We start from the raw sequence: 19,217 nt of genomic DNA on the forward strand, positions 1-19,217 counted from the left end.
GGCGGGGAGGGGAAACCGCTGGCGATGGAGATGTGGGATCCGGGAGAGGGTCTGACGCGTTCTCTGGCGCGTCCTCGCGCGAAATTTTTCGCGTCCCGCGCATGACCTCACGCCACAGCTTGGTTTCTTCACTGGTGACCACCCGCCGGCGCCGATCGTTTCCCACGGATCAGAACTCGGTCGTTTCCGGCACGACGAGGAATTCCCCGCAGAATGCCCGCCAGTCCCCCTTCGGCCCGACGCAAGCCTGTTCCGGCCAATCCTTCAGTGCAAGGGCGATGCCCCCCATGTCCCAAAGAATTTGCAAATTCTGGGGATTGGCGAGAACGGCGGCGACGGCGCGGCGATGCACCCGCCAATTCACCACGCGCGGCGCTCCGTAGAGCTGATAGAGCACAACCAGCACCAGGGCGATGAGCCATTCGATGAGACCGAAGGCGAACAGCAGGGTCAGGCTGCTGGCCATCAACACCAGGGGGGGGATGAAGACCTCGAAAGCATTGTAGAGGGGCGACCCCGGCCGGCCGAGAATCCGCGCGTCGCTATAGATGAGCACCCGCCCGGCGGCATGGGCTTTCCGCAACGCGTCATGGGCCGCATAGCTGTGGGGAGTGCTTTTGCTCATGCCTCTTCAAAATCGCGTTTCGTTACAAAACCGGCTGATCCGGCTCCTTTGCCAGGGCGACGGGCCCGGATCGCTCACGTGGCAGCAAAAGATAATAGCACCCCTGGCTTTTCATGCGACCGGCCTTATCGAACGCGGCCTCGCCGGGCCCCCAATAGACGTCGCCGCGAACCGGTCCCTTGATGGCCGCCCCGCTATCCTGGGCAACCATCAGACGCCGCAGCGGCTGACCGTCCGGCTCGACGCTGTCCAGCCACAGCGGCACCCCGAGCGGCACGAAATGCGGATCAACCGCCAGGCTGCGACCGGCGGTCAAGGGAACGCCCGCCGCGCCGACCGGCCCATCGGCATCGAGAAAACGGAAGAATACATAACGGGGATTTTCCGCCATCAGGGGGCCGGCTTCCTTCGGATGGCTTTTGAGCCAGGCCCTGACCGTCTGCATGGTGGTGTCGCCGGGAAAGATCTTGCCGTGATCCAGCAGGATCCGGCCTAATCCAAGGAATTTTCGACCGTTGCTGCCGTTATAGCCGACCTGAACGATGCTGCCGTCATCCAGAATGACGCGTCCCGATCCCTGGATATGCAGGATATGGGCATCGACCGGATCGTCCACCCACAACAGTTCCCTGACCTTGCCTCGCAAGGCTCCGCCCTCGATCTCGGCACGGCTGAAATAGCTTTGGGCGGAATCGGTCGGCAGGTCGGCGGGGCGGGCATAAAGCGGGGTTTGATAGCGCCCGCCGCGATGGCGCGAACCCCGCAGTTCCGCCTCGAAATATCCGGTGAACAAGCCGCTGGACCGTTGGCCGTTGGCGGCGAGAAACGGCTGGAACCACGTCTCGAAGTAATCGCGCACCGCCGTGGGATCGTTCGGGTTGACGGAGCGCAAGGCGCCGCAGGGCCCCAGCCAATCGCCGGCCAGTCCGCCCTGTCCCCCGGCCCCGACCGATTGGCCGGCCGGCATTTGCGTGATGCGATCGCAGCTTCGTTTGAACGCCGGCAGCGCCTGGGCCTGGATATCGTTTCGCCAGCCCGGAAGCTGTCCGAAATCGACGGCGGTCAGCACCAGCCGATCCGGCCCCGCCGACGTCTCCGGCGGTGCCTTGACGGAGGTGGTCGAACAGGCCGCCAGCAGAAACACCGCGGCGAGGCTGATCAGCCGGCCCGAGGCAGGCAGGCCGGCAATCTTCATTCTTCCAGGCTGCGCGTCGCCACCAACAACCAATTGGGATTGGCGGCCCGCGTATCACGCTGGAAGCTCCACAGATCGATGATCTTCACCGACCGCGAAGGGTCGCCTTCGACAACCTTGCCCTCGGGATCCTTGACGACGATGATCTGCTGGCTGACGAAGCGGACCGAAAGAGTGGCCTTCTGATCCTCGAGACGACTGTCCTCGATATCCGCCGAGGTGATGCTCAGCAATTCCGACTGGCAGGTTTCGCCGGCCTGGGTCCTGGCGTCGATGGCCCGTCGGAAGTTTTCGAAGACCTCGTCGGAAAGCAGGGGACGCAAGCCCTCCTTGTCGCCACGGGCGAAAGCCGAGACGATCATTTCGAAGGCCGCCCGGGCGCCTTGAAGAAAGCCCTCGGGCGTAAAGTTGCGATCGGCCTGATGAATCTGCAACAGCGCTCCGGTGAGCGGCACCGCGCCGTCATCGATCGGCGCGGCGTCGGGCCGCCGCCGCTGAGCGATGTCGACGACGTTGTTATCCGGTCCCGGCCGGGCGGCAAGGCCGATTTCAGCCGGTGGTTTCTCGGTTCCCGTACGGCGTCCAAGGACGCTGCGCAAACGTAGGCCGAGAAACAACGCGACCATGGCGAAAAGAATGATATCGATGAACTGTGAGCCGTCTGTCATGGTTCCATTTCCGGAGGCCCTACCGAGAGCCGGGCGCGACGGTGCTTCATGAAGAAGCATTGGTTTTTACATAAGCGGTTGCAGGATAAAGAGCAAGCATGGCCTGGGTATTCCCTTTTCTCTTCCTGGCTTGGCCGGTGGTGGAAATCGCCGTCCTGATCGAGGTCGCGCAATGGTTGGGCTGGCCGGGAGCCATCGCCGGCATCATTCTGTCGGGCTTGGCCGGCCTCGCGGTCCTGAGGACTCAAAGCCTGGCCACGGCCCGCCTGGCCCAGGCGCAGATGAACCGGGGAGAAATGCCGGTGGCCGCGCTGTTCGACGGCGCCTGTCTGGCGGTGGCCGGCGGTCTTCTGATGCTTCCCGGTTTCGTCACCGACCTCATCGCCCTGCCGCTTCTGCTGGCGCCGGTGCGGCAATTGCTGCGCCGGGCGTTGGGATCCCGGCTGGGCGGCAGCGGACCGGCGGGAAGCGGCGGCGGGACCACCACGGTCATCGAAGGCGATTGGACGGTGGTCGAGGAAAATGATGGAGCGCGGAGGCCGGTGCCGAAGAAGCTTCCCAAGGAATAACGGTCCGCAAGGCAATCGGGTGAACGCGCGCAAGTTGTTCTTCCAAAAGTGATTTTCGCCGCGATGGCGCGCTGCGCGCCCCCGAAGCTTAAGCGGAGGAAGCCTAGACGGACGGATGTCCGCCGCCCGGCGCGTGAGGGACAAAAATTTAAAGCAGGGCAATCGGGTGAACCCGATTGCCCTGTAACGGTCCGGGACTCGGGTTGTGTCCGCCGGTGTTCCATGTTAGTGGTCCGACCACGATTTCATGGCCGGTCCAGACGACCAAACGCGATACGCAGGAGTGCAAGATGACCGACGCTGCCGACCAACAAACGCTGCCGCAGCTGCAGGTGAATGCTCAATATATCAAGGATCTGTCGTTCGAGGTGCCTGGCGCCCCGTCCATCTATGGTGAGTTGGCCTCAGGTTCGCCGGAAATTTCCGTCCGCGTCGATCTGGCGGCGGAACCCTTGCAGCAGAATGTCTTCGAAGTGGTTCTGCAACTGGCCATCGAGGCGAAGATCAAGGACCGCACGGCGTTCATCGTCGAATTGTCCTACGGCGGCGTTTTCAGCGTCAATGTGCCGGACGAGCATGTGCAGCCGATTCTGTTGATCGAATGTCCCCGGCTCCTGTTCCCCTTCGCCCGCAACATCGTCGCGGAAATCACCCGTGACGGCGGTTTCCCGCCGATGATGCTGCAACCGATCGATTTCGTTACTCTTTATCGCAGCCGTCTTGAACAGATGGCGCAGGAACAGCACGGAACCGCCTGATATTAAGCGTCATTGCGAGCCTTCAGGCGAAGCAATCCAGCCCTTCCGGCAGGCTGGATTGCTTCGCTAAAGCTTATTCTATCTGCCAAAGCGGATTTTTAAGCTGCGCGATGAATTCCGCGTGGGCGGCTAATTCCTCCTCGCTGGGCGCATGCGGCCGCGGAGCGCGGACCACCCGTTCCCGAGGAGCCGCCTGGACGGTTTCGTCCTTTTTGGCGGCGGCGCCAAGCGCCAGACCGGGCTCGCGACCGCCGATCAGTTCAAGATAAACTTCCGCCAGCAGTTCGGCGTCGAGAAGAGCCCCATGCTTGGTGCGCGCCGTGTTGTCGATGCCGAAACGACGGCAAAGAGCGTCAAGGTTGGCGGGCGATCCGGGAAAGCGCCGCCGGGCCATGACCACGGTATCGATCGCCCGGTCCCGCGGGATCACCGGATGGCCGAGCGCTTTCAGTTCCCAGTTGAGGAACTTCATATCGAATTCGGCATTGTGGATGACCAGCGGCGAGTCCTGAATGAACTCCAGGAAATCGGCGGCCACAAGGTTGAATAAGGGCTGGTCGCGCAGGAATTCCTCGGAAAGGCCGTGGACCTTGAAGGCCTCCTCGGGCATATCGCGCTCGGGATTGATATAGACGTGGTAGGCCTGCCCGGTGGCCAGGTGGTTGACCAGTTCGACACAGCCGATTTCGACGAGCCGATGGCCGGCGGCGGGATCAAGACCCGTGGTTTCGGTATCGAGAACGATTTCGCGCATTTCAAATCTTCACTTATCGATAGGTCGACGGCGGCGGGGCGCCGATTTTTTTTCCAACAGCACCCTGACGGCGATATGCAATTTCCGCAAGGCCAGACGCCGGCCGGCGCCGGTGGGAATGACGACGTCCGCCAGACGACGCTTCCGCGAATCGGGTATCTGCCGTTGGCGGATGGCGGCCAGTTTTTCAACCGTCATGCCGGGACGGGCCAATACCCGTTGCTCCTGCAGGAAGGCCGGACATGACACCACAAGGACGGCGTCGACCCGGCGCCATGCGCCCGTCTCGAACAATAGGGGCACGTCGAGGACGACGAGACGTTCCCGGCGGCGGCGCGAGCGCTCGATGAACAATCGTTCCTGCCGGCGGACCAGGGGATGGATGATCGCCTCCAGTCGCGACAGGGCGATATCATCACCGAAAACCCTGGCGCCGAGCCGTTGGCGATCAATCGATCGGTCGACGAGCGCTTCCGGAAATGCCCGTCCGATGGGGGCCACGGCGGCACCGCCTTTCGCCAACAGACGGTGTACGACCGCGTCGGCGTCGTGGACCGGAATGCCGAGGCAAGCCAATTGCCGCGCCGCCGTGGTTTTTCCCATGCCGATCGATCCGGTCAGACCGAGGACGATCATCAGCTTTCCACGAACCGCCTGAGTTCGTCGGTGACCGCCGGCATCACGCCGAACCAGGCAAGAAATCCCGGGCGGGCCTGGTGCAACAACATGCCCAAACCGTCGACCGTCCGATGTCCGCGCAACCGGGCCTGCAAAAGCAGCGGTGTTTCCAGGGGCACATAGACGATATCGGTGACCAGGGCGTCGCGCGGCAAAGCGTCGAGAGCCAAATCCAGCGGCGGCTGGCCGGTCATGCCGAGGCTCGTCGTATTGACCAGAAGATTGGATCCGGCCAGGGCTTCGGCACGGTCTTCCCAGTCGACGACCTCGATCGGGCCGCCCAGGGCCTCGGCCACTTCGACCGCCCGCGACCGCGTCCGGTTGATCAGACGGACCCGCGGCGCCCCGTCGTCGAGCAGAGCCGCCGCCACGGCGCGAGCCGCGCCGCCGGCGCCGATCACAACCGACACCCCCGTGGCCGCGCTGAAATCGGGAACGGCATGCCGCAAATTTTCAAGAAAACCGAAAGCATCGGTATTGCGCCCCTCGATACTGCCGTCCTCACGAACGACCAGCGTATTGACGGCACCGATGCGACGGGCCAGGGGTTCGACATGATCGGCCAGGGCAAGCGCCGTCTGCTTATGGGGAATCGTCACATTCGCCCCGGCAAAACCCATGCGCGGCAAGGCGCGCAAGGCATAGGCGAAGTCCTCGGGCCTTACCGACAAGGGCACATAGGCCCCGTCGATGCGATGCTGCTCGATCCAAAAACCATGCAATTTCGGTGACCGGGAGTGACCGACGGGCCAACCGAAAACACCGGCCAATTTGGCTTTGCCGGATAAAATCATGTCTTCAATACCCCTGCGCTCCGCAGAAAATCGAGCAGGGCGATCAAAGGCAGACCGAGAATGGTGAAATGGTCTCCTTCGATCCGCTCGAACAACTGCGCGCCAAGGCCCTCCAATTGATAGGCGCCGACCGACGATAAGATCGCCGGGCCGGCATCCTGAAGATAATCATCGAGAAAGTCTTGACCAAAAGAACGCATGGTCAAGGTGGCTTCGGACAAATGCTGCCAGAGGACGGTCTCTCCCCGCACCACCGTCGCCGCGCTCAGAAGCCGATGGGTCTTGCCGCGTAGCGAGCGCAACTGCCGCCGGGCCGCTCCCACGTCGCCCGGTTTGTCGTACCAGTTCTCTCCGCAGATGAGCATCTGGTCGGCACCGATGACGAGGGCATCGGGCCAGGCTTTCGCCACCGCCACCGCCTTGGCTTGCGCCAGGGCCCGCGCGACGCTTCCAACCTCGGCTCCGGCCGCCCGCAACCGCATCTTGATGGCGTCCTCCTCGACATCCGCCGGAATGGCCTTCACGGCGACGCCGGCGGCGGTCAGAAGGGCCAGACGGGTCGGACTGGCCGACGCGAGAAGCAGAGCGGGCATTGCGGCAGTCATGTCGGTGCTCCCTTGCGGCGGATATAAAGCTGGAGAATCGTCGCCGAGGCCTCTTCGATGGAGCGACGGGAAACATCGATCACCGGCCACCCCTGCTGGGTGAACAGCTTGCGCGCCATGCCCACCTCCTCGCGTACGCGGTCGGGGTCGGCATAATCGCTTTCCTCGGCCTGGCTCAGAAAACGCAGGCGCGAGCGGCGGATATCCGTCAGGCTTTTCGGTTCCTTGGTCAAACCGACAATAAGCGGCCGCTTGGTCGCGAAAAGTTCCGGCGGCGGCGGCATGCCGGGGATCAGGGGGATGTTGGCAGCCTTGAGACCCCGGTTGGCGAGATACATGCAGGTCGGCGTCTTCGATGTCCGGGATACGCCGACCAGTATGACGTCGGCCGCGTCGAGATCGTGCAGCATCTGTCCGTCGTCATGCGACAAGGTGAAATGCATGGCGTCGATTCGCTGGAAATAGGCCGCATCGAGGGCGTGCTGACGACCGGGCTGTGTCCCGAAGTCGGCGTCCAGATAGCCGGCCAGGGACGCCATGACCGGATCGAGAACCGGAATATAGGGAACGCTCAACCGGCGACAGGCTTCCTCCAGCAGACCGCGAACCGCGCCATCCATCAAAGTGACGAGGACGACGCCGGGACTAGCCTCGATGCCCTCGACCACCCGTTCCACCTGGCCCTGGGTCCGCACCAGCCACCACAAATGAGGTATCGCCTCGATGCCTTCGAATTGCACCAGGCATGCCCGGGCAACCGAGGAGACCGTCTCGCCGCTGGCGTCGGAAACGAGGTGCAAATGAAACTGTTTGATCGACAAGGAGGCGGCCGCGTCTGTGGATAAATCGTTTTAACGGGGATAAGTGGCCCCTTCGGTCGATTGTGCCTTTTTTGCTCCCCGATGACCATCGACGAATGGGTCGTTCCGTACCGATGTGGAAAGTTCGAGGGGACGGGGTGGCGAAATATGGGGAATTCTCCCTTTAAAGAGGATCTTCCCCACTTTGCCCGCCCCAGTATTCCACAATTTTTGTTCTGTAATATCAAATGGATCCGGAATTATTCCCTAGGATTATCCACATTTTTCCTATTCCAGGAAAAACCGTGGATAACCGAAGGGATGTTTCCTGCGCCGCGGCGGATCCCCGTTATCCACAGCCATCCACTACCACAGCTACCTTTCCATAACTTTCCAAGACCTGTATTGAATGGGGGCTCTGAAGAACTTTCTTGCCGGGGGCCCCAGTGACCGACGCATCGACGCCCATCAAACCCTTTCTTCAAAGCCTCAAGGGCAACGTCCTGACGCCACCCCCTTGCTGGCTGATGCGTCAAGCCGGCCGTTATCTGCCGGAATATCGGTCGGTTCGAGCGGAAGCCAACGGCTTTCTCGACCTTTGCTATTCGCCGGACAAAGCCACGGAAGTCACCTTGCAGCCCTTGCGGCGCTATGGTTTCGACGCGGCAATCCTCTTTTCGGACATCCTGGTTGTTCCCGACGCCTTGGGCCAAGCCGTCCGCTTCCAGGAAGGTGAAGGACCGAAACTGACGCCTGTGCGAGACTCCCGGCAGATCGATGCCCTGACGCTCGATGGTTTTCAGGATCGATTGCGGCCCGTATTCGAGACCGTCTCCCGTTTGAAGACCGCTATCCCGACATCGACGGCTTTGATCGGATTTGCCGGAGCCCCCTGGACGGTAGCCACCTACATGGTGGAGGGAGGAGGGTCGAAGGACTATCTCGAAGCCAAGGCAATGGCTTACGGCCGTCCCGACCTGTTTCAAAAAATCATCGATCTCCTCGTCGAGGCGACCGGGGATTATCTCCTCGCCCAGATCGATCACGGGGCGGAAGCCATTCAGTTGTTCGATAGCTGGGCGGGAGCCCTGCCTGAAGACGAATTCGAAAAATGGGTGATCTCTCCGACGCGCCGCCTTGTCGAACGGATCAAAACGGAAAGGCCGGGAATACCGGTGATCGGCTTTCCCCGTGGGGCCGGCGCGCTTTATAAGCCGTTCGTCGAGCGAACCGGCGTGGATGCGGTCAGTCTCGACACGACCATTCCGCTCGATTGGGCTGTTGAGGTCCTGCAACCGAAAGTCACCATCCAGGGGAACCTGGATCCGGTCAAACTGGTGACGGGCGGACCGGCGCTCGATGCCGCGATCGATCGTATCCTGTCGCTTTGCGCCAAGGGCCCTTTCATCTTCAATCTCGGCCATGGCATCCTGCAGACCACGCCGCCTGATCATGTCGCCAGACTGGTCGAACGGGTCAGAGCCTGGAGAGGGTGATCATGGAAAAACTGGCCGTCGTCCTCTTCAATCTGGGTGGACCTGACAGTCCCGAGGCGATCAGGCCGTTTTTATTCAATCTTTTCAATGATCCGGCCATCATCGGCGCACCAGCCCCGATCCGGAGGGCCTTGGCCTGGCTGATTTCGACGCGCCGGGAATCGGTCGCCAAAGGAATTTACGCCCATCTCGGCGGCCGCTCGCCCTTGCTGGAGCTGACCCGGGATCAGGCTTCGGCCATCGAAGCCCGTCTGGGCGATCATGTCAGGGTCTTCATCGCCATGCGTTATTGGACGCCGTTCACCGATGAGGCGGTGAGCGCCGTCAAGGCCTGGAATCCCGATCGTATCGTTCTACTGCCGCTTTATCCGCAGTTTTCCACGACGACCACCGCCTCATCGGTCAAGGAGTGGGGAAAAGCGGCCGCCAAGGCCGGATTGGTCAAGCCGACCACCGGTATCTGCTGTTATCCGACCCAGGAAAAGATGATCAGGGCGCAGGCGGCCTTGTTGGAGGAAGCCCTCCAGAAGGCCGGCACTGGGGCGAGGGTATTGTTTTCAGCGCATGGGCTGCCCAAAAAGGTCATCGAACGCGGCGATCCCTATCAGTCGCAGGTGGAAATGACCGCGCGGGCCATCGTGACGGCTTTGGGACGATCGGATCTCGATTGGCTGGTCAGCTACCAGAGCAGGGTCGGTCCGATGGAATGGATCGGCCCGGCCACCGATGCCGAGATCCGCAGGGCGGGAGCGGAGGGCAAGGCCCTCGTCGTGCAACCGGTCGCTTTCGTGTCGGAACATTCGGAAACCCTGGTCGAGTTGGACATCGAATATGCCCATCTGGCCAAAGAAGCCGGCGTGCCGCTTTATGTGCGGGTTCCGGCCCTGGGAAGTCATCCTTTGTTCATCGAAGGCCTGGCGGATCTCATCGGCAAGACGGCGTCGAGCGAGCGGTCCTTTTGTTCGGAAGGGAACGACCGTCAATGCGGTGAAGCGTGGAAAGCTTGTGGCCATGCGGGAGTCCTTTCCTGAACTCTTTGTAAAAATCTGCGCGGATCATCAATCTTCGTTTGACTTGCTTGGCACCTTTGGATAAAGCTGCGGAATCCCCAGCGGTTTGATCCGATTTGCAACGCTGTCTGATCCTTCGGACCGGCTTCGTCCGAAGCGGAAGTTTTCTCTCGGCCGTCAATGGCCATTCCCCAATTGTTTTCATTTCCCATAGTGGACCTGCCACATGAATCTCCAGGAGCTGAAGGCCAAGACACCGGCCGAACTTCTCGCCTATGCCGAAGAATTGCAGATCGAGAATGCATCGACTCTGCGTAAGCAGGACATGATGTTCGCCATTCTCAAGCAGTTGGCTGAGAATGACACCCCGATCTATGGCGACGGTGTTCTCGAAATCCTTCAGGATGGTTTCGGCTTCTTGCGATCGCCGGAAGCGAATTATTTGCCGGGACCAGACGACATTTATGTGTCGCCCAGTCAAGTCCGGCGCTTTTCGCTTCGCACCGGCGATACGGTGGAAGGGCAGATCCGCGCGCCGAAGGATGGCGAACGCTATTTCGCTCTTCTCAAGGTCAACACCATCAATTTCGAGCCGCCGGACAATGTGCGGCATCGGATCAACTTCGATAATCTGACGCCGCTCTATCCCGATGAGCGGCTGCATCTGGAAATCGAGGATCCGACCACCAAGGATCTGACCACCCGGGTGATCGATCTGGTCTCGCCGCTGGGCAAGGGTCAGCGCGGTCTGATCGTCGCGCCGCCGCGCACCGGCAAGACGGTGATGCTGCAGAATATCGCCCATGCCATCGCCGCCAATCATCCGGAAGTCTATTTGATCGTTCTGCTGATCGACGAACGGCCGGAAGAAGTGACGGATATGGCGCGTTCGGTGAAAGGCGAAGTGATCAGTTCGACCTTCGATGAGCCGGCTTCCCGTCACGTCCAGGTTACCGAGATGGTCTTGGAAAAGGCCAAGCGGCTGGTCGAGCATAAGCGCGACGTGGTGATCCTCCTCGATTCGATCACCCGTCTGGCCCGGGCCTACAACACCGTGGTGCCGAGCTCTGGCAAGGTGCTGACCGGTGGTGTGGACGCCAATGCCCTGCAGCGGCCGAAGCGCTTCTTCGGCGCGGCGCGCAACATCGAGGAAGGCGGGTCTCTGACAATCATCGCCACGGCGCTGATCGATACCGGCAGCCGCATGGACGAGGTCATCTTCGAAGAGTTCAAGGGAACCGGTAACTCGGAAATCATCCTTGACCGCAAGCTTTCCGACAAGCGGACCTTCCCGGCCATCGACATCACGAAGTCCGGCACCCGTAAGGAAGAACTGCTGGTCGACAAGGGCGTTCTATCGAAGATGTGGGTGCTGCGTCGCGTGCTGATGCCGATGGGCGTAACCGACGCGATGGAGTTCCTGGTCGACAAGCTGAAGCATTCGAAGAGCAATTCCGATTTCTTCGAAGCGATGAACAGCTAGAGCATTTTGTTAGTTTGAACGTAGAAAAGGGCTGTGTTTCACGTGAAACACAGCCCTTTCTCATGTGCCGTCTGAAGATGATCAGACGAGGAAAACCGTCGATCCGGTGGTCTTTCTGGCTTCCAGATCGCGGTGGGCCTGGGCGGCCTCGGCCAGCGGATAGCTCTGATTGATTTCGATCTTTACCGCGCCTTTGCCAACCACGTCGAACAGTTCTCCGGCGCTGGCCAGAAGGTCACCCCGGCTGGCGGTATAGGTCGCCAACGTCGGCCGAGTCAGGAATAGCGATCCCTTGGTGGAGAGCACGACCGGATTGAAGGGCGGCACGAGTCCCGAGGATTGTCCGAAGCTTACCATCAGGCCGCGTGGCCGCAGGCAGTCGAGGGAACCCTCGAAGGTATCCTTGCCGACCGAATCGTAAACCACCGGAACACCCTTGCCGCCGGTGATCTCTTTGACCCGGGCGACGAAGTTTTCCTTGCTGTAGTCAATGACATAGTCGGCACCATGGGCCTTTGCCAATTCCGCCTTGGCGGAACTGCCGACGGTTCCAATGACGGTGGCGCCGAGATGTTTCGCCCATTGGCAGGCGATCAGACCGACACCGCCAGCCGCCGCGTGGAGAAGAATGGTGTCGCCGGGCTGAACCCGGTAGGTGCTGCGAAGAAGATATTGCGTGGTCATTCCCTGGAGCATCATCGCCGCCGCCTGACGGTCCTCGATGGAGGGGGGAAGAACCACCAGGCGGGCGGCGGGAAGAACCCGTCGTTCGGCATAGGCGCCGATCGGACCACCGGCGTAGGCGACGCGGTCGCCCACCTTGACCTCTTGGACGCCCGATCCGATGGCCTCGACGACTCCCGCTCCCTCGGACCCTAGGGAACTGGGAAGCTTGGCCAGGGGATAGACGCCACTGCGATGGTAAACGTCGATGAAGTTGAGACCGACGGCGGTATGGCGAATCAGGGCTTCACCGGGGCCGGGAGCGAGAACCTCGACCTCCTCCCAGCGCATTTCTTCCGGTCCGCCTTGGCGATGTATCAGAATGGCTTTGCTCACGATGTGCTCCGCTTCATCATTTGAATGACATTTTCTATGGGCCTTTAGGGCGTCCACGCGCCCTAGTGGTTTGGCCATCCTTCCAGGGTAAGCAGGAATTTCTTGGTGTCCAAACCGTCCAAACCGGAATAGCCGCCCAATGAGCCGGCTGCGGCCACGACCCTGTGACAGGGGATGATGACCGGCAGGGGATTGCGACCGCAGGCTCCACCGACGGCACGCGGCGCGCTATCGATGTGGAGGGCGATCTGTCCGTAGCTCATGACCGAGCCATAAGGAATATGCTGAAGAACAGCCCAGACTTTCTTTTGAAAGACGGAACCATCCGGGTCGAGAGGAAGATCGAAGCTTTTTCGGCGTCCTTCGAAATAGTCGTCCAACTGGCGTTCCGCCATTTGCAGAACGCCGGCGGAGCCGTCGCCGCCCGGGACCCGGCCCCATTCCAAAGCGACCAGTTTTCCGTCCGTCTCGAAAACCGTGAGGTCGCCGAGCGGGCTGCTGAAGGAGTGATAGCTCATGTGGCTCAGCTTAGACCTCGAGGAGAGAGTGGCGCAACTCCGCCGGATTGGAGAGGGGCAGGGAACAGACCGGACCAACGCAGATGAAGGCCGTGGGCGTGTAGTGGGACGCCGCCGTCACTTTTTCGAATGCCGGATGGTCTTTGGGAAGCGGCTGATCGGCTGAAAGGCGGGTTAAAATAAGATTGGGAAGGCAAATCCCGGTGATGACTTTCAGCATGTCGCGATAGGTCTCGTCTTCCGGCGGACCGATGAGCACCAGCTGTACGGCGTTGGCGAGAAGGTCCCAGGCATTGAGCATGGCGGCCATGCTTGGAAAGGTTTTTTCAACAAGGCCTGCGAAGGCTCGCATGACGGCTTCTGCCTGTTCCCGGTAGGCTGGCCGGCCGGTCTGATAATAAAGCCTGGCCAGGACCTCGATCATCACCGCGTTGCCGGAAGGGGTTGCCTGGTCGAAGGCGGATTTGGTCCTGATCAGCAGGCCTTCCGCGTCGCTTGCCGTGAAGAAGTAGCCGCCGTCGGCGACATCCCAATAGTAGCGATCGAGGATGTCCGTCCATTGGACCGCCTGGGCGAGGTAATGGGCTGTTCCGGTCGCCTCGTAAAGGAGAAGCGCCGCCCTGGCCATTTGCGCATAATCGTCCAGCATCGCTTCGTTTTGCAGTCGGCCGCAGCGCGACGAATGGGCCAGACGCCCGTCGGATGTTTGGTGATGTTCTATGGCGTCAAAGGCCGCTTTTGCCGTGGCGAGCCAATCGGGCCGATCGAAGACGAAGGAGGCATTGGCCAGGGCCGCGATCATCATGCCGTTCCAATCGGCGAGGACCTTGTCGTCGCGGCCGGGCGGAATCCGCTGGCGGCGCAAAGCGAGGAGGGCGCTCCTGGCGTCGGCAAGGGCTTGTTCCACCGTCGCGTCGGAAGGCGCGCCAAGACGATGATTGCGGTTAAGGATGGATTTTCCTTCCCAATTTCCTCCCGCGCTCACGTCATAGACGGCCTTGAACCGAGCCGCCTCATCGGCAGGCAGGGCGCGATCGATCTCGTCCTCGCTCCAGACATAATATTTTCCCTCCTCTCCTTCGCTGTCGGCGTCGAGAGTGGCGGCGAACGCCTGATGATCGGCCATCATCTCTCGGTGCAGCCAGTCGATGGTCTGGGTCACGCGGGCGGCATAAAGAGGGTTGGCCGTTTTCTGCCGGGCAGACGACAGGAGATCGATCAACTGCGCATTGTCGTAGAGCATTTTTTCGAAATGCGGGGCAAGCCAATGTTCGTCGGTGGAATAGCGCGAATATCCGCCGCCCAGATGGTCGTAGATTCCGCCTTGGCTCATTTTGTCGAGGGAGAGGATGACGGCTTGTTCGAAGTCTTTCTCCCGGAGACGCAAACCGGCGCGCCAAAGCAGAAAAAGAACGGGAACTTGGGGAAATTTCGGAGCCCCGGAAAGACCCCCTTCGATTTTATCGATGGCGCCCTGCAGGGCTACGGCGATGCGATCCAATAGATCCTGATCAGGAAGGTCTCCATGCGCCGGCATCGCCAGCCGCTTCAATGCCTCTTTCAGGGCCGAGACGTTGGTGGTGATCTTCTCCGGTTCCGTTGCATGGGCATCAGCCACGCCCCTCAGCACGTCCTGGAAGGAGGGACGGCCAAATCGCGGCGTCGGCGGAAAATAGGTTCCTCCCCAGAACGGCTCTCCGTCCGGCGTCAAGAACATGGTGAGCGGCCAGCCGCCCTGCTGGCCGAGACTGGCCAGAGCCGACTGGTAGATCACATCGATATCCGGTCGTTCCTCGCGATCGACCTTGATGGGAATGAAAAGCTCATTCATCAGTTTGGCGGTCGCCTCGTCCTCGAAGCTTTCATGGGCCATGACATGGCACCAGTGGCAGGCCGCGTAACCGACCGAAAGAAGAATGGGTTTGTTGGCGTCTTTCGCCTCGGCCAGGGCCTCGGCCCCCCAGGCCCGCCAATGGACCGGATTGAAACGATGTTGCAGCAGGTAGGGGCTGGTTTCCTGGTCGAGGCGGTTACGGCTCATGAAGGCATCCTTAAAGGCTGGATGAAACGGAAAAACCCCTTTCCTTGAGGACGTTGCAGAGGGCGGGGTGAAAGCTTAGTTTGGGTGGGAGAGGATCGGTTGCAACCTTGCGATCGAAGATGGAGGATCCATGTTATGAAGATCACCTTCGACGTGGACTGTACGCCGGAGGAGGCGCGCAGCTTTTTCGGTCTTCCCGACGTCAAGCCGATGCAGGATGCCTTGCTGGCCAAAATCGAGGAGCGAATGGCCGCCAATCTCGATGCGATCAGTCCGGAAGCGTTGCTGCGCACCTGGTTGCCGGCCGGCGTGCAGGGCATCGAACAGCTGCAGAAGATGTTTTGGACCGGCTTGCAATCCGCGCAAAGCCGCGACAAACCGGAAAAGAAATAAGATACGGAGAGTAAAACCCTTGTCCATTCCTCAAGACCCCCCGCCTTATTATCGGCTCCATGCCTTTCTTTGCACCAACCGTCGTCCCGATGGGCATCCCCGCGGCTCCTGCGCGGGGAAGGGATCCGAATCGTTGCGCGATTACCTGAAGGCCCGCGCCAAGGAACTCGGACTGGCTGATGTGCGGATCAACAGCGCGGGCTGTCTCGACCGCTGCGAGCTGGGGCCTGTCATGGTGATTTATCCGGAAGGGGTTTGGTACGGATTTCGGACCAGCGAGGATGTGGAAGAAATTCTCCAGACCCATCTGGTCAAGGGTGGCCGTGTCGCCCGGTTGCTGTTGCAACCCAATGATACTCCGGAGATCCGCCAATCGGTTCAGGCCTGACGTAAGACGGTGTCCATGGCTCCCATGAAGACGATCTTCGCTCTGGCCAGCGGCGTGGGGCGGGCAGGGATGGCGGTCTATCGTCTGTCCGGCCCGGCGGCTGGACGGACCCTGGTCGATCTGACGGGACGGCCCTTGCCGGAACCAAGGCGGGCCTGCCGTCGCCGGCTGTGCGATGCCGCGGGCGACGTTCTGGACGATGGCCTGGTCTTGTGGTTTCCGGCCCCCCGCAGCTTTACCGGCGAGGACGTCGTCGAACTGCATCTGCATGGAGGTCGCGCCATTGCCCGGGCGCTGACCGAGGCTCTTCTTGCGGCGGGTCTGGAACCGGCGGAACCGGGGGAATTCAGCCGCCGGGCCTTCATGGCGGGCAAACTCGATCTGACCCAGGCGGAAGCGATCGCCGATCTGGTCGATGCCGAGACGACGGCGCAGCGGCGGCAGGCCTTGCGTCAATTGGAGGGCTCGCTCAGTGGTCTCTATGACGATTGGCGGGAAAGGTTGCTGCGCTGCCAGGCCCATCTTGAGGCGGAAATCGACTTTTCCGACGAGGACCTTCCCGATGGTCTGGGGGAAGCGGCGCGAACGGCCTTGGCGGCACTCGGCGAAGAGATTGGAAGGCATCTCGCCGACGGGCGCCGCGGAGAGCGTCTGAGAGAAGGATTGTCGGTGGCCATTCTGGGCGCCCCCAATGTCGGCAAGTCGAGTCTTCTCAACCGTATCGCCGGACGGGAAGCTGCGATTGTCTCTTCGATTGCCGGAACCACGCGCGATATCATCGAGGTGAATCTCGATCTTTCCGGTTATCCGGTGACCCTGGCCGATACCGCCGGCCTGCGAGATGCCGCGGAGGCCATCGAGGAGGAGGGGGTTCGTCGGGCCAAGGCCAGGGCGGAGATCGCCGATCTGCGTCTGGTGGTATTCGACGCCGCCGCATTGCCGGCCCTCGATCCGGTCAGTTTGGCTTTGGTGGATGGGCGTTCCCTGATCGTCGTCAACAAGAGCGATCTGGCTTCGGTCACCCTTCCCGAGCGGATCGAAGGATATCCCGTCCTGGCGGTTTCGGCGGAAAATGGCGACGGGGTTGATGGATTGCTGGCCGCCTTGGGTGAAAAGGCATCCGAGCTTCTCGACGGAAGCGGTGCGCCGGTCATATCGCGAGCCCGGCATCGTCGGGCGCTTGAGGAGACCGAGACGGCGTTGCGTCGGGCCCTGGAGGCATCGTCGGCCGAATTGGCGGCGGAAGATATCCGTCTGGCCGGACGGGAACTGGGACGGATCACCGGACGGATCGATGTGGAGGAAATGCTCGACGTGATTTTCCGCGAGTTCTGCATCGGAAAATAGACTGTTTCACGTGGAACAATGGTGTCGCTTGTGTTATCGCTCGCGCGTTGCGGTGCGAATTGAAGCAATCGATCTTTAAGGACGAACTATGAGGCAATTTGACGTTATCGTCATCGGCGCCGGACATGCCGGCTGCGAAGCCGCGGCGGCGGCGGCCCGTCAAGGTGCCAAGACCCTTTTGCTGACTCATCGTCTGGACACCATCGGCGAGATGAGTTGCAATCCCGCCATCGGTGGATTGGCCAAGGGGCAGTTGGTCAGGGAAATCGACGCCCTGGATGGCGTGATGGGGCGGGTGATCGATCGCGCCGGCATTCAGTTCCGGGTTCTTAACCGTAGCAAGGGACCGGCCGTTCGCGGTCCCCGCGCCCAGGCCGATCGCAAGCGCTATCGCCAGGCGATGCGCGAAATCCTGTCCGAAACGCCCAATCTCGTCATCGAGGCGGCGGCGGTCGAGGAATTGCTGCTGAGCGACGAGGCGAGCCGGGTGAGCGGTGTCGTCACCGCCGCCGGCGAGACGATCTCCGCCGGCGCCGTGATCTTGACCACGGGAACCTTTTTAAGGGGGCTCGTTCATATCGGCGAGCGACGTTTTCCGGCGGGCCGCATGGGGGACGAACCGAGCATCGGACTGTCGGCCAGTCTGGAGAAGGCCGGATTCGTCCTGGGACGACTGAAAACCGGAACGCCTTGTCGCCTGGATGGCCGGACGATCGATTGGGCGGCGCTGGAGAGTCAGCCGGGGGATACGCCGCCGGTCCCGTTCTCCTTCCTGACCGATCGCATCACCACGCCGCAAATCAACTGCGGCATCACCGGCACGACGCAAGCCTCCCACGAGCTGATACGCGCCAATCTGCATCGGGCGCCGATGTATTCCGGGCAGATCGGCAGCGTTGGTCCACGATACTGCCCCAGCATCGAGGATAAGGTCGTTCGGTTCGCCGAGCGGGAGCGGCATCAGATCTTCCTTGAGCCGGAAGGACTGGACGACGAGACCGTCTATCCCAACGGAATCTCCACCTCCTTGCCCGAGGATGTGCAGCGGGCGCTACTTCCGACCATTCCCGGTCTTGAAAAGGCCGTCATGCTGCGGCCGGGATACGCCATCGAATATGATTTCGTCGATCCGCGAGCCCTTCATCCCTGGTTGGAAACCCGCAAGATCGCCCGTCTGTTCTTCGCCGGTCAGATCAACGGCACCACCGGTTACGAGGAGGCGGCGGCGCAAGGGGTGATGGCGGGGATCAATGCCGCCTTGCGCGCGGGCGGTGGCGAGGTGCCTTTCGTGCTCGACCGGGCGGAGGCTTATATCGGCGTTCTGATCGATGATCTGGTGACGCGGGGGACCAGCGAACCCTATCGCATGTTTACTTCGCGGGCCGAGTACCGCCTTTTGTTGCGGGCCGACAACGCCGATTTGCGTCTGACGGGCCGGGGTTTGGCCGTCGGATGCGTCGGGTCGGAGAGGGAAGGGGTTTTCCGCCGGAAGATGGCTTGCCTGGAGACGGGCCGGGCGCTGATGGAGCGGTTGGAGGCCACGCCCAATGCCTTGAAGGCACAGGGATTGGCGATCAATCAGGATGGCGTTCGACGTTCGGCCTTTACCTTGCTGGGATATCCCGAGATCACCTGGTCGAAGTTGGTCGGGATTTGGCCGGAGCTGGGCTCGATCACCTCTCAGGTGGCCGAGCAGTTGGAAATCGAGGGACGCTACGCCGGTTACCTCGATCGGCAGGAGGCCGATATCGCCGCCTTCCGGCGGGACGAATCGTTGGCTCTCGCCGACGATCTCGACTATGGCGCGGTCGGTGGATTGTCGGCCGAGGTTCGATTGAAGTTGACGTCGGCACGTCCGGCCACCCTGGGGGCGGCAGGGCGTATTCCGGGGATCACACCGGCGGCGCTCACCGCGCTTCTCGCCCATGTCAGGCGCTCGGACCGGGGGCAGGCGGCTTAGGGCTTGTCGCGAAATTATCGCTCCAAACCCTAAGATTCCATATGACGCCTGCGCTCCGCTACGGCGGGCTCAGGCG

20 protein-coding genes are annotated in these 19,217 nt (G+C 61.4%); 9 read left to right on the top strand and 11 right to left on the bottom strand.

The window, feature by feature from the left end:
* Positions 1 to 169 precede the first annotated feature (169 nt).
* Genes CWS72_RS24910 through CWS72_RS24920 form a run of 3 tightly spaced genes read right to left on the bottom strand, consistent with a single transcriptional unit; the run spans position 170 to position 2,488 of the window.
* Positions 170 to 625 (bottom strand): hypothetical protein, encoded by a 456-nt coding sequence (locus tag CWS72_RS24910; RefSeq protein ID WP_101253370.1) that lies wholly within the window; start codon positions 623 to 625, stop codon positions 170 to 172.
* Positions 626 to 647: 22 nt separating this feature from the next.
* Positions 648 to 1,820, bottom strand: a complete 1,173-nt coding sequence (mltA, locus tag CWS72_RS24915; RefSeq protein ID WP_101253371.1) for a murein transglycosylase A — start codon at positions 1,818 to 1,820, stop codon at positions 648 to 650.
* The gene (locus CWS72_RS24920) at positions 1,817 to 2,488 is read right to left on the bottom strand and encodes a Tim44/TimA family putative adaptor protein (RefSeq protein WP_101253405.1); all 672 of its coding nucleotides are present in this window, start codon (positions 2,486 to 2,488) and stop codon (positions 1,817 to 1,819) included. Before CWS72_RS24920 ends, mltA begins: the two co-directional genes overlap by 4 nt.
* 98 nt (positions 2,489 to 2,586) lie before the next feature.
* Between CWS72_RS24920 and CWS72_RS24925 the strand changes: the two genes are divergently transcribed.
* Both CWS72_RS24925 and secB read left to right on the top strand, forming a co-directional pair.
* Positions 2,587 to 3,057, top strand: coding sequence for an FxsA family protein (locus CWS72_RS24925; RefSeq protein WP_101253372.1), 471 nt, complete (start codon positions 2,587 to 2,589; stop codon positions 3,055 to 3,057).
* A 290-nt stretch (positions 3,058 to 3,347) separates the two neighbouring features.
* Positions 3,348 to 3,815, top strand: a complete 468-nt coding sequence (gene secB / locus CWS72_RS24930) for a protein-export chaperone SecB (protein WP_101253406.1) — start codon at positions 3,348 to 3,350, stop codon at positions 3,813 to 3,815.
* A 73-nt stretch (positions 3,816 to 3,888) separates the two neighbouring features.
* On the opposite strand, the gene dnaQ is transcribed toward secB, so the two are convergent.
* From dnaQ to CWS72_RS24955, 5 genes are read right to left on the bottom strand one after another with little or no spacing between them, the layout of a single operon-like run.
* Positions 3,889 to 4,569 (bottom strand): DNA polymerase III subunit epsilon, encoded by a 681-nt coding sequence (gene dnaQ, locus CWS72_RS24935; RefSeq protein WP_101253373.1) that lies wholly within the window; start codon positions 4,567 to 4,569, stop codon positions 3,889 to 3,891.
* Positions 4,570 to 4,578: 9 nt separating this feature from the next.
* The gene (gene coaE, locus CWS72_RS24940) at positions 4,579 to 5,205 is read right to left on the bottom strand and encodes a dephospho-CoA kinase (RefSeq protein WP_101253374.1); all 627 of its coding nucleotides are present in this window, start codon (positions 5,203 to 5,205) and stop codon (positions 4,579 to 4,581) included.
* Positions 5,205 to 6,038: a shikimate dehydrogenase gene (locus CWS72_RS24945; protein WP_199175976.1), complete on the bottom strand. Its 834-nt coding sequence runs from the start codon at positions 6,036 to 6,038 to the stop codon at positions 5,205 to 5,207. The genes coaE and CWS72_RS24945 overlap by 1 nt, the downstream gene beginning before the upstream one ends.
* Positions 6,038 to 6,646, bottom strand: coding sequence for a Maf family protein (locus CWS72_RS24950; protein ID WP_101253376.1), 609 nt, complete (start codon positions 6,644 to 6,646; stop codon positions 6,038 to 6,040). The genes CWS72_RS24945 and CWS72_RS24950 overlap by 1 nt, the downstream gene beginning before the upstream one ends.
* A complete protein-coding gene (locus tag CWS72_RS24955) occupies positions 6,643 to 7,467 on the bottom strand; it encodes a pyruvate, water dikinase regulatory protein (protein ID WP_338056225.1) in 825 nt (274 codons plus the stop codon). The genes CWS72_RS24950 and CWS72_RS24955 overlap by 4 nt, the downstream gene beginning before the upstream one ends.
* A gap of 425 nt (positions 7,468 to 7,892) precedes the next feature.
* On the opposite strand from CWS72_RS24955, the gene hemE reads away from it, so the two are divergent.
* The 3 genes from hemE (at position 7,893) to rho (ending at position 11,435) form a co-directional block, all read left to right on the top strand.
* Complete coding sequence (gene hemE / locus CWS72_RS24960; protein ID WP_101253377.1) at positions 7,893 to 8,942, top strand: uroporphyrinogen decarboxylase; 1,050 nt, start codon at positions 7,893 to 7,895, stop codon at positions 8,940 to 8,942.
* A gap of 2 nt (positions 8,943 to 8,944) precedes the next feature.
* On the top strand, positions 8,945 to 9,973 hold the full coding sequence (hemH, locus tag CWS72_RS24965; RefSeq protein ID WP_101253378.1) for a ferrochelatase: 1,029 nt from the start codon (positions 8,945 to 8,947) through the stop codon (positions 9,971 to 9,973).
* Positions 9,974 to 10,178: 205 nt separating this feature from the next.
* A complete protein-coding gene (gene rho, locus CWS72_RS24970) occupies positions 10,179 to 11,435 on the top strand; it encodes a transcription termination factor Rho (protein WP_101253379.1) in 1,257 nt (418 codons plus the stop codon).
* Positions 11,436 to 11,516: 81 nt separating this feature from the next.
* Here the strand turns inward: rho and CWS72_RS24975 are convergent, their stop codons facing one another.
* From CWS72_RS24975 to CWS72_RS24985, 3 genes are all read right to left on the bottom strand, one after another.
* Complete coding sequence (locus tag CWS72_RS24975; RefSeq protein WP_101253380.1) at positions 11,517 to 12,494, bottom strand: quinone oxidoreductase family protein; 978 nt, start codon at positions 12,492 to 12,494, stop codon at positions 11,517 to 11,519.
* 62 nt (positions 12,495 to 12,556) lie between these two features.
* A complete protein-coding gene (locus CWS72_RS24980) occupies positions 12,557 to 13,012 on the bottom strand; it encodes a methylated-DNA--[protein]-cysteine S-methyltransferase (RefSeq protein ID WP_101253381.1) in 456 nt (151 codons plus the stop codon).
* A 10-nt stretch (positions 13,013 to 13,022) separates the two neighbouring features.
* Positions 13,023 to 15,053 (bottom strand): thioredoxin domain-containing protein, encoded by a 2,031-nt coding sequence (locus tag CWS72_RS24985; protein WP_101253382.1) that lies wholly within the window; start codon positions 15,051 to 15,053, stop codon positions 13,023 to 13,025.
* 135 nt (positions 15,054 to 15,188) lie between these two features.
* Here CWS72_RS24985 and CWS72_RS24990 point away from each other — a divergent pair, with 135 nt between their 5' ends.
* From CWS72_RS24990 to mnmG, 4 genes are all read left to right on the top strand, one after another.
* On the top strand, positions 15,189 to 15,446 hold the full coding sequence (locus CWS72_RS24990) for a DUF6489 family protein (RefSeq protein WP_101253383.1): 258 nt from the start codon (positions 15,189 to 15,191) through the stop codon (positions 15,444 to 15,446).
* A gap of 19 nt (positions 15,447 to 15,465) precedes the next feature.
* Positions 15,466 to 15,834, top strand: coding sequence for a (2Fe-2S) ferredoxin domain-containing protein (locus CWS72_RS24995; protein ID WP_101253384.1), 369 nt, complete (start codon positions 15,466 to 15,468; stop codon positions 15,832 to 15,834).
* Between the two features lie 15 nt (positions 15,835 to 15,849).
* Positions 15,850 to 17,181, top strand: a complete 1,332-nt coding sequence (gene mnmE, locus CWS72_RS25000) for a tRNA uridine-5-carboxymethylaminomethyl(34) synthesis GTPase MnmE (RefSeq protein WP_101253385.1) — start codon at positions 15,850 to 15,852, stop codon at positions 17,179 to 17,181.
* Positions 17,182 to 17,269: 88 nt separating this feature from the next.
* A complete protein-coding gene (gene mnmG, locus CWS72_RS25005) occupies positions 17,270 to 19,141 on the top strand; it encodes a tRNA uridine-5-carboxymethylaminomethyl(34) synthesis enzyme MnmG (protein WP_101253386.1) in 1,872 nt (623 codons plus the stop codon).
* Positions 19,142 to 19,217 lie beyond the last annotated feature (76 nt).

The sequence above is a fragment of the Telmatospirillum siberiense genome (assembly GCF_002845745.1).
Taxonomy (GTDB): domain Bacteria; phylum Pseudomonadota; class Alphaproteobacteria; order Rhodospirillales; family Magnetospirillaceae; genus Telmatospirillum; species Telmatospirillum siberiense.